This is a genomic window from Antrihabitans spumae, from assembly GCF_043944905.1.
In the GTDB taxonomy this organism is placed as follows: domain Bacteria; phylum Actinomycetota; class Actinomycetes; order Mycobacteriales; family Mycobacteriaceae; genus Antrihabitans; species Antrihabitans spumae.
This window is the reverse complement of record NZ_JBIMSN010000057.1, coordinates 37,907-47,945: the sequence shown is the minus strand read 5'-3', so window position 1 is coordinate 47,945 and position 10,039 is coordinate 37,907. Positions and strand designations below refer to the sequence as shown.

10 protein-coding genes and 1 pseudogene are annotated in these 10,039 nt (G+C 63.6%); 4 read left to right on the top strand and 7 right to left on the bottom strand.

All coding sequences use genetic code 11. The features are described 5' to 3' along the window. Positions 1–22 precede the first annotated feature (22 nt). Positions 23–1,234: a CaiB/BaiF CoA transferase family protein gene (locus tag ACHIRB_RS13460; protein WP_395124529.1), complete on the top strand. Its 1,212-nt coding sequence runs from the start codon at positions 23–25 to the stop codon at positions 1,232–1,234. Positions 1,235–1,258: 24 nt separating this feature from the next. Then, a complete protein-coding gene (locus ACHIRB_RS13455) occupies positions 1,259–2,470 on the top strand; it encodes a benzoate/H(+) symporter BenE family transporter (protein WP_395112693.1) in 1,212 nt (403 codons plus the stop codon). 117 nt (positions 2,471–2,587) lie between these two features. On the opposite strand, the gene ACHIRB_RS13450 is transcribed toward ACHIRB_RS13455, so the two are convergent. The 6 genes and pseudogenes from ACHIRB_RS13450 to ACHIRB_RS13425 form a co-directional block, all read right to left on the bottom strand. Then, positions 2,588–3,856, bottom strand: a complete 1,269-nt coding sequence (locus ACHIRB_RS13450; protein WP_395124528.1) for an acyl-CoA dehydrogenase family protein — start codon at positions 3,854–3,856, stop codon at positions 2,588–2,590. 16 nt (positions 3,857–3,872) lie between these two features. Beyond that, positions 3,873–4,882: pseudogene (locus ACHIRB_RS13445) on the bottom strand (phosphotransferase family protein). Then, entirely contained in the window at positions 4,879–5,241 is a 363-nt protein-coding gene (locus tag ACHIRB_RS13440; protein ID WP_395124527.1) for a DUF6285 domain-containing protein, read from the bottom strand. Before ACHIRB_RS13440 ends, ACHIRB_RS13445 begins: the two are co-directional and overlap by 4 nt. A 26-nt stretch (positions 5,242–5,267) precedes the next feature. Then, positions 5,268–6,260 carry an SMP-30/gluconolactonase/LRE family protein gene (locus ACHIRB_RS13435; RefSeq protein ID WP_395124526.1) on the bottom strand — a complete coding sequence of 331 codons (993 nt, stop codon included), beginning with the start codon at positions 6,258–6,260 and terminating at the stop codon, positions 5,268–5,270. A gap of 43 nt (positions 6,261–6,303) precedes the next feature. Continuing rightward, positions 6,304–7,419: an Rv3169 family protein gene (locus tag ACHIRB_RS13430; RefSeq protein WP_395124525.1), complete on the bottom strand. Its 1,116-nt coding sequence runs from the start codon at positions 7,417–7,419 to the stop codon at positions 6,304–6,306. Continuing rightward, a complete protein-coding gene (locus ACHIRB_RS13425) occupies positions 7,419–8,570 on the bottom strand; it encodes a phosphotransferase family protein (protein ID WP_395124524.1) in 1,152 nt (383 codons plus the stop codon). Before ACHIRB_RS13425 ends, ACHIRB_RS13430 begins: the two co-directional genes overlap by 1 nt. A gap of 73 nt (positions 8,571–8,643) precedes the next feature. On the opposite strand from ACHIRB_RS13425, the gene ACHIRB_RS13420 reads away from it, so the two are divergent. Together ACHIRB_RS13420 and ACHIRB_RS13415 are read left to right on the top strand one after the other, a co-directional pair. Beyond that, positions 8,644–8,937: a hypothetical protein gene (locus ACHIRB_RS13420; RefSeq protein ID WP_395124523.1), complete on the top strand. Its 294-nt coding sequence runs from the start codon at positions 8,644–8,646 to the stop codon at positions 8,935–8,937. Then, entirely contained in the window at positions 8,894–9,511 is a 618-nt protein-coding gene (locus tag ACHIRB_RS13415) for a DUF6764 family protein (RefSeq protein WP_395127703.1), read from the top strand. The genes ACHIRB_RS13420 and ACHIRB_RS13415 overlap by 44 nt, the downstream gene beginning before the upstream one ends. A 2-nt stretch (positions 9,512–9,513) precedes the next feature. Here ACHIRB_RS13415 and ACHIRB_RS13410 read toward each other — a convergent pair whose 3' ends face one another. After that, entirely contained in the window at positions 9,514–10,029 is a 516-nt protein-coding gene (locus ACHIRB_RS13410; protein WP_395124522.1) for a nuclear transport factor 2 family protein, read from the bottom strand. Positions 10,030–10,039: the final 10 nt, after the last annotated feature.

Genomic DNA, 10,039 nt, shown 5'->3' with positions numbered 1-10,039 from the left:
GACCATTGGAAGGAAACGCGACATGCCACGTCCTCTCGAAGGGGTCCGGATTCTCGCGATCGAACAGTTCGGCGCCGGACCGTTCGGCTCGTTGCATCTCGCTGATCTCGGTGCCGAAGTAATCAAGATCGAAGACCCGAACACCGGCGGTGACGTCTCGAGAACAGTTCCGCCCTATGTCGTCGACGGCGATTCGCTCTACTTCGAGAGCTTCAACCGAAACAAGAAGTCGCTCGCACTCGATCTGGCCGTGCCGGCAGGCAGGGCCGTCTTCTCGGAGCTTGTCGTCGGTGCCGACGCGATCTACTCGAACCTGCGCGGCGACGTGCCCGCCGCCCTCGGCAGGCGCTACGCCGATGTTGCCCACCTCAACCCAGCGATCGTCTGCTGTTCGCTGTCGGGTTTCGGGATGAGTGGACCACGGATGCGTGAGCCCGGGTACGACTACATCGTGCAAGGTATGGCCGGCTGGATGGATGTGACGGGCGAACCGGACGGACCGCCGACGAAGTCCGGCCTTTCACTCGTCGATTTCTCGACGGGCTACGTCGCTGCGTTGGCCCTGACGTCGGGTCTGCTTGCTGCCCGGCGCGACGGTGTCGGCATGGACTGCGACGTCAGCCTTTTCGATACGGCGATCAGCATGCTCAGCTACCTCGGCGTCTGGCACCTCAACGAGGGCTACCAACCGCAACGCATCAGCCGTTCGGCACACCCGTCGCTCGTCCCGTTCGGCACGTTCGAAGCCGCCGACGGCTGGCTCGTCATCGCGTGTCCGAAAGACAAATTCTGGCAACGCCTCGCGGCGGCACTCGGTCGTCCGGAACTGGCAGCCGATGAAAGGTTCCGAACCTTCGCCGATCGTCATAGAAATGCGAACGAACTCAGCACGATCATCGACTCGATCTTGCGGACCCGGCAGCGTGCGGACTGGCTGACCTTGTTACGGGATGCGGGTGTACCCGTCGGCGAGGTCAATTCGGTCGAACAGGCGCTGGCGGATCCGCAAACCGTCGCGCGCGGAATGATCGTCGAGACGGAGCATCCAACGTTCGGAGCGATGTCGACCATCGCGTCACCGGTGCGAGTCGGTTCGACGCGCCCCGATGTGCGCCGGGCACCGTTTCTCGGCGAGCACACCGAGGAGTTGCTCACCGAGTTGCTGCACTACGACCGGAACCGGATCGACGAAGCGGCGCGTGCCGGTGCCTTCGGTGCCGTTTCGACGGACTGAGGTCGGGTGGCAGACTCGTCGTTCGTGCAGGATGACACAGGGCGGGATGACACTCTGCGGGATGACACTGCGTCGACCATCAAGCGGTCTCAGCCGATCAGCGCAGGCGTAGTCACAGCGCTCGTCGGGTTCACCAGTTCGTTCGCCGTGGTCCTGGCAGGTCTGCGGTCGGTCGGTGCGACGCCTGCTCAGGCAGCGTCAGGCCTCTTCGCGATGTCACTGGTGATGGCAGTGGGAATCGTGTTCCTCGCGTGGCGCTACCGCATGCCGATCACCCTTGCGTGGTCGACACCGGGTGCGGCGCTGCTCGCCGGGACGGGCGTTGTCGCGGGCGGCTGGCCTGCCGCGATCGGCGCGTTCGTCGTCACCGGTCTTGCCATCGTGGCGACCGGAATCTGGTCCAAGCTCGGTTCGTTGATCGCGTCCATCCCGGTGTCGTTGGCGCAGGCGATGCTCGCCGGGGTGATCCTCCCGTTGTGTGTCGAACCGGTGACCGCGTTTGCCGACAATCCTGCTGTCATCGCACCGGTCGTTGTGGTCTGGCTGCTGGTTACGCGCTTCTCACCCCGGTGGGCCGTTCCAGCGGCGTTCGGCGCCGCCGCGGTTGTGATCGGCATCAGCATCATCACCGGCGATTCCGACGTCGACACATCACGCCTCGGGCCCTCGATCATCCTCACGACACCGCAGTGGACGTGGCAGGCGATGATCGGTATCGCGCTGCCGCTCTACATCGTCACCATGGCGTCGCAGAACATTCCTGGCAGCGCTGTGCTTGCCTCCTACGGCTATACCGTTCCGTGGCGGTCGTCGATGGCGGTGACCGGCATCGGCACTGCCGTCACCGCGCCTGCTGGCGTGCACGCCGTCAATCTTGCGGCCATCAGCGCCGCACTCGCCGCGGCGCCAGCCGCACACCCCGATCCGAAGAAGCGGTGGATTGCCGCCGTCTCGGCCGGTCTGACCTACTTCGTCCTCGGTCTGGGGTCCGCGGCGCTCGTCACGATGGTCGGCGCAGCGCCGACCGGGATCGTGGAAACCGTTGCCGGCCTTGCCCTGCTCGGGGTGCTCGCGTCCTCGTTGGCAGCATGTCTGCGCGACGAGCGAGGCCGCGAAGCCGCTGCAGTCACCTTCGTGATTGCCGCGTCGGGCGTCACCATCGCCGGTATCGGCTCTGCATTCTGGGCACTGGTGATGGGGTTGATCACCCGCGCCACCCTGCTGACGAGGTCGTGAACGTTCAGGTGCAGCAGTTCGGATCGAGAACGGACAACGCGTCGCCGCGAATCGTGAAGAGTTGCACCCCCTAGAGGGTGGCCAAGTCTTCACGATTTGTAGCCTTCTCGAGTTCCTTCAACGGTCGACACCTTTCGGCGCTCCCGAGGGCATAAACCCGAACAAATAGCCTGCAATGCGCCGCATCTGAATTTCCTCGGCGCCCTCGGTGATGCGGTATCGGCGATGGTGTCGATAGATGTGCTCGAACGGTTTGTGGCGCGAGTAGCCGAGTCCCCCGTGAATCTGCATGGCACGATCGGCCGCCTCGCAGCACAACCGGTTCGACCAGAAATTGCACATCGACACCTGCGCCGACTGCGAGAACGGACCGTCACGATCCATCAGCCATGCCGTTTTGTGGATCAGGGTGCGCAGCATCTCGCACTGGGTTCGCAGCTCGACGATCGGGAACTGGATCGCCTGGTTTGCGGCAAGTGGTTTGCCGAACGGCTTGCGTTGCTTGGCGTATTCGATCGACTGGTCGATGCAGTACTCGGCCGCTCCGAGACTGGACGCAGCTTGACGTATGCGGTTCTCGTTGAAGAAATGCTGCACGACGGCAAGTCCGTGTCCCTCGCCGCCGAAGATCGCGTCGTGCGGCACTCGCACGTCTGTGAGGGAGACCCGAGCATGGTCGGTGGGCATGTTGAACGTCCACAGGTATTCCTCGACCACGAAGCCAGGCGTCGTCATCGGAACCAGAAAAGCCGTGATGCCGACCGCATCGCCCGGTCGGCCACTCGTTCGCGCGAAGACAAGGTCTGCGGCAGCGACGTGCACGCCCGTATTCCAGGTCTTCTCGCCGTTGATGATCCACTCGTCACCGTCGCGAATCGCGTTGGTCTCCATGTGTGTCGCATCGGAACCGTGTTCGGGTTCGGTGATCCCGAACGCGAAACCGGCGGTGCCGGAGGCCAGTCGGTCGATCCACTCGGACTTCTGCTGCGCGGAACCGTATTCGAGCATCAGCAGCAGTCCGACGTTGTTGCCCACGATTGCATGCTCGTTCTGCAGGTCGCAGTGCAACCCGAGACCCCGCCGGGCGAGATGCTCACGGATAACAGCCATGTCGAGGTTCGTTCCGTCTCTGCCGCCGAACTCGGCCGGAAACGGATAGCGGTAGTGTCCGGCGGCGTCGGCGCGCCTGCGAGCTTCCGCGAGCAACGCCTCCCACTCGACTGTTGGCAAACCGCCTCGCTCCCAGTCGGTTCGGGAATCCTCGCGACGGTGGTCGAAGAAGCGCATGTTGTCGTCGGATTGTTCGAGCGGAACGATCTCGCGCTCGATGAAGTCGTCCAGCTCGGCGAGATAGGCGAGGAGGTCGCTTGGCAGGTCGAGGTCCATGTCCGATGTGCTCCGATCAGGGTTTGGTGAGCATCAACAGATCCCACTCGATTTCCGGCACACGTCGACCACTCGCGGCCATCACGATGTCGCGGACGCTACCGTCGAGATGTGCCGCGGCCTGACTGGCCAATCCGACGCCCCACCACAACGTGCACAACACCTTCCACCAATGAAATCGATCGGGATCGAAGAGCCCGCCGACTGATTCGTAGCCGGCGACGAAAACCGAACGATCTGCGAAACCACCGATTTCGCGAGTGTCTTCCCGAAAACGCCACATCCGCAAGGCTGCCCACGCGGTGTCGCGCATCGGGTCGCCCCAGCATCGCGCACCTTCCCAGTCGAGAACGGCACGAAGACCGTCGGGCCCGACAATGAGGTTGCCGTTGCGAATGTCGTTGTGAACAACCGTCCGGCGTGGCGGTGGTCCGGGGAGGTTCTGGTCGAGCCAACGCAGGGCGAAGGCGAACACCGGCCTGTCGGCGAGCAGCAGGTCGACGGCCGAATCGAGTTCGGCCAGTGCGGCCGAGGCGGGATCGGCGTGTTCGTCGCCAGGAAGGAGCCGGCGACCGCTGGATCGATACCGTGCAGCCGACCCATCGCGACGCCGAGTTGCTCGGCGATACGGTTGCCGATTCCCTCGGCGTCGACGAGCCGCAGAACTCGGCGCGGAACAGTTTCGCCGTCGACGCGTTCGGACAGTAGAAATGATGCTCCGACGTAGGTCGGGTCTGTGCAGACCGCGTGGATTCGTGGCACCGGGACACCGTTGTCGCGCGCAAGTTCCCGGATGCGGGCTTCTGCGGTGATGGGAACCAGTTCGATGTTCGTCGGCACGATCGTGGCGACCAGCCGCAGGTGCTCACCTGACGTGACCGCATCCAGAACGACGTTGCGCCTGCGCGCGCCCGCGGAGACCGGTACGAGGTTCGATACTGTCCACGTCCCACCGAACTGGTCTCCGAGGAAACGTTCGATACCTGCGACGGTGTCGTGCGCCGCCTCGGTCCCGCTCTGGCTCACTCGCCCTCCCACAAGTCGTAACCAGGCTTGGCGATGGCCAGATCGGCTTTCGCTACGTCGACCAGCGCGTGCCAGGCGTCGCGTTCGAGGTCGTGGTCGGTGTTGGTTCTGAGCACCACACCGAGCTCCGCGGCAAGTTCGCCTACCGAACCGTCATGACCGAGGAGTGCGCCGTAACGAGCTCGCGCCTGCTGATCGGCATCGGGTGAAAGCCGTCGTTCGCGTTCGAGAATCCGAACGATGTTGGCCGCGACCCTGGCGCGATGCTGCAGCGAACTCGGCAACGCGGGCAGGAGGACGTCGTCGAGAAGGTCGGCCAGCGTTGTCAGCAACTCTGCCGAGTCCGGTCGGTATTGCACTCTCACCTCCAGGGTCGCTTCACACGTTAACCGGCTTCCACCCCTATTGGCGTCAGGTCAACATCGGCTGGCGGAACGAACTTGCGGAGCGTGCCGTCGAACGCGGTGACGTACAGCGCCCAGCCGTCACCGTCCGCCGCGATGCGCACCGAAGTCGGGCCGTCTGGTGGAATCCGAATCGGGCTCGGCTTCGTCAGCCCTGTGACAATGCTGCACGACTCCCCCGTGGCGAGATCGACTCGATAGACCGCGCCTGCCAAATGGTCGGCAACGAACAGACTGCCGTCGGCAGTTGCCTGCATATCGTCGGGGAGCGCTATCAGATTAGGCACGGTCGACACCACCGTCGACGTGTCAGGTGCATCGAGGGGTATTCGGATGATCGTCGAAGTGACGTCGCCTGTGTAGAACGCCTTTCCGTCCGGGGAGAGCGCAAGGCCGTTGGAACGCTGGACTTTCGACCATGACGGTGTCACGGCACGGGTCGCGGGTCGGTAGCGTGTGATGCCAGTTGGTGGACCGAGAATATCGAGCCGTGAGATGAGCAGATCGCCATCCGGCAGGAGAAGCAATCCGTTGGGGCCGAACAACCCTTCGACCAGGACAGTAACTTCACCGGTGCCCAGATCGAGACGTTGCAAGGTGCCGTCGGCAACGGTCCGGGTCGGATCGTCGCCAGTGACGAAATACAGCAGATCGCCGATCAAACGGATCCCTGCGGGCTTGTCGAGCCCACGCAACAGCGTTGTGACCTGTCGCTCCGAATTCACGTGATAGATCTCGCCGTTGTCGGCGCCGGTGAGAAAGAAGCCGCCTTTGCCGTCGGATTCCAGATTCTCGATCCACCCCAGACCCGACGCCAGCGTCGTGGCTCCCCAACCTGCGGCACACGACGTCGGAACCGCATGCGCGACAGATGGTCCACCTGCGGCGAGACACGCCGCGAGTACCGCGGTTGCTGTGGCGGCACCGACCCGCGACCTCGTGTTTCGAAATCCAACCATCTCCCCGATTGCCATGACACGCAACACTACTGGAGCGGGGTTCGATCGCCGCCGCGTGTCAACTCTTGCCGTCGACGAAGCCGGTGAAGCCGTATTTGTCGTGCGGCCCGATCACGCCGACCTCGAAGAGACCGGTCCCGCTGTGGGTCTGCCCGCCCTCGAGTAGTTCGAACCGCGCCAGGTGATCGACCGGACAGAACATCCGCAATGCGGGGTCTATCTCGGAGACTGTCTTGCGGAGCCCTTGGACGACGAGGTCGCCCTGCCACATGCCGTGTCGCCAGTCTGCGTCGAGTCCGTAGCCGGTGCCGATTCCGATGTAGTTGGCGAGCAACAGTTCACATCGCACGGTGATCGGCTCCCCCACCGGAGGAACGAACTTCAACACGGCGCCGGTCACATCCCTTGTTCCAGTCGCGAATTCGAGTTCGTGCTCCGGTCGGCCGAGCCATTCGGGCTCTCGATCCGGCCAGACCCTGGTGGCGTCTTCGACGATTCGTCTGCCCCGCTCGTCCTCCTGCACGAAGGTGAACACCGAGTAGTCGTCGAATGCCATCACGGAGTAGATCCAGAAGAAGTTCTGCACGCCGTCGACAGCGCGCCTTCCTGCCGGTTCGGGTTCACCGACCGGTCGAACACCCCACGACCGGTCCCGGTTGCCGCGCCAGGTCTCGGGCGATACCGCCATCGTGTCGTCGCCGACCGTCAATTCTCCTGTCCACGTTCCTGTCTGGACGAAACGCGCGGTGTCGAAAGTGACGCGCTCGAGTTGGCGGCGGAAGTGCCGCGGCTCTTCGAACGCTGGAACGTTCGCGTCGAAGGTCAAGTCGAAGGCGAGGTCTGCGGCGGTACCGGTTTCGAGTACGACCCGAAGTCGTTGCAAGCCTTCGAGAACCTCGATTCGTAGCGGACCGACTGTTGTGTCGGACCGATCTGCACCGAGGGCTTTCGAGGCTCGGAAGACGATGTGATCGTCACCGCGTCGGAGTACCGCAAACCCGTCGACGACGCCGAGATTGGGGTACTGGCCGAACCCGACGATGAGAAACAGCTCTCCCCCGACCGGGTAGCAGTTGAAATAGTAGCGGTCGTAGAAGTTCCGGTCGGACGTCGCGACCTGGCGAATCGGTTGCGCTACTTGATGTATCGGGAAGTCGTCCATCGGCGACAGCATCAGGCGATACCCGTCCAGTAGGTTCCGGCGAGCATCTTTTCCAGCGTCGCGTGGTGCAGGATCATCTCGTCCGGATTGTCGGGCACGACGGCTTGGCCGAAATGAATGGCTCGACTCTGCACACGGAGCATGATCGTTGCCTGCCGCACCGCGGCGAAAAAGACATAGAAGTCCAGGTCGTGCGGGGTGTGTCCGGATAGTTCGCGGTACGTGTGAGCAACGTCGTCACGCCGAAGGAAAGCCGGCAGTCCCGGCATACCTGCGAGCGTCGTCAGATCTTCGAAGAATCGGTGCAGGAAGATCAGCCACCCGAGATCGAGTTCGCGGGGGCCGAACGATGCCATTTCCCAATCCAATACGGCGACAGGCTCGAAGTTCCGATACATGACGTTCCCGATTCGCGCGTCGCCCCACGAGAACACGGTTGGCGAGCCGTCGGTCGGGCAGGTGCGGGACAGCTCGTCGAGACACCGCTCGATCAGCGGTGAGCGGGGTCCGGTTGTGGTCGCCCACTCGTAGTACGTGCGTTGTGCGGCGATGTGATCACGCATGGCTGTTTCGGCGACCGGCGGCGGTGATCCGAGAAAGTCGAAGTGCGACAGGTCGATTGCATGCAGATCCGCGAGCACGCCGACGGTGTTGCGTTGCAGCCGTGCACGTTCGTCGTCGGTTGCTTCGGTGACCCACGACCCGAAGTTGTAGGGCATCACGTCCGGTGGAACCTGACCTTCGATCCGCTGCATGACGAAGAACGGACCGCCCAGGGCTGCTGGATCGGACTCCGACCAATAGGTGGTCGGAACCGGCACCGACGAGTTGTCGGAGACGGCGCGCATCGTTCGAAACTGGGCGGCCATGTCGTAGGTCGGAAAGATCGGCATCGTCGTCTCGCCAGGAGCGACCCGCGCAACCAACGGGTGGAGCTGCCGCTCGCCGTTCTCCAGCCAGGTGGCGTCGAAGACGATCGTTTCGCTCGACATGCCGTTGGCGGCGGGGATCACCACATTGTCGACCACCGGATCCGCAGCCGTGCCGAGGCGATCCGTCAGCCAGTCCTGCAGTTCCCTTCGGAGTAGGCCGACGTCACGTATCGAGGAGGTCGGCCGGGCGAGCTCGGCCTGATGTTCTGCCTCTGTCTGCTCCAACGCCATCTGTAACACGTTACAGAAATGCCTCCGGTTCCGATACCGCGAATCAGTGAGCCGACTCGCTTACGCTGCCCTCATGGACAAGCAGGTGGCCGGTCGGCTGGCGGACGAGCAACTCGATGCGTGGCAACGTGGGACGACCTACGCCGAACTGGTCTATGCCGACGACAATTCGTCGTCGACGACTCGAGAGCTGGTCGCCGACGGCAGCACCTATGCGATCACGTCGACGGTGTACCGAGAGCAAGGTCAACAGGCCTATACGATGTCGGTTCGTGTCACTGTCGCAGGCAAGAAGTCCCTCTTCAGATCAGCGGTTTCACGCCATGGACGGATGTTTCCTGACGGCAGGTTCGCCCCAGGCGCATGATCGTGGCCCCGATTGGGTACCGCTCTCTATGCGACCCAGCGCTGCCGCTGGATCGCAAACTTGTATAGGAGAGTGGAATGGCTCGACACAGGGCTCGATCGACCGCGCAATCATCGTTGGCGGAGGACTTGCCACAGCCGCAGCCGCCTTGGCAATCCCGACGACCGCTGCGGCCGCTCCGACCGGATGTCAGTCGGCCGGGGCCGGCTTGGTCACGAACAGCTCGAATGTGTCCGGTTGTTCTGCAACAGCCGTGCCGGGTAGCGCTGCGGCCGCATACGGCACCGATGGCGTGGCGACGTCGGCGGCCGGATCGTCAGGACTGGCTCTCGCCATCGCAACCGCGGGCGGTACCGCATCCGCACTTGCGCAGAACCTGTCCGGCCCCGCAGCGATCGCGATGGGTCCGGGCGCCGAGGTTACAGCCCTTGGAGTTCGACCAGGCCTTTCGCTCGGTATCGCGGGCCCCGGCGCCAAGGTCACCATCGACGGCGTAACCGGGCCGACCTGTACCGGCGGCCCCGGCGTCGCCGCCGACTTCCAGACTCTGCAGAGTTGCCTGTCACTCCAGTAGCGTCACGTCGCCTGGCCGACGACCTTCACCGGCGGGGTCACGAAAACGTGCTTCATCCGAAGTCGCGGTTGGCACAATAGCTTTCCGCCTGCTCGGAGCCATTCGCCGACCACGCGAGGAGCGTCGCGCGCGGGGTTGTAGACATCTTCCTGCACCGAGAACACGCCGTCGCCCGCGTACGTCATCCGGGAAACGTTGATAAAGCCGAACTCGACGCCCGGCTCGGTCGGGTGGTCGAGCACGTTGTCGATGCCGACGACGATGGCGCCGTTTTCCTCGTCGTACGCCTCCCACGCGTGCGTGAGTCGCATTTGGGGAAACGGTGCCATCACGTCGACGATCCAGGACCGAACAGCTTCCCGACCGTGCAGGATGCCGTAAGCGTGCTCGATGTATTCGACGTCGACAGTGAACAGATCCGCGAACGGGCGCCAGTCCCCCGATGCGGAACACCGATCGACGTGCGCACCGTAGTGGCGGAGTGCGTCACTCAACTCGGCTCGGCTGAATCGGCCCACTGTTCTGCCC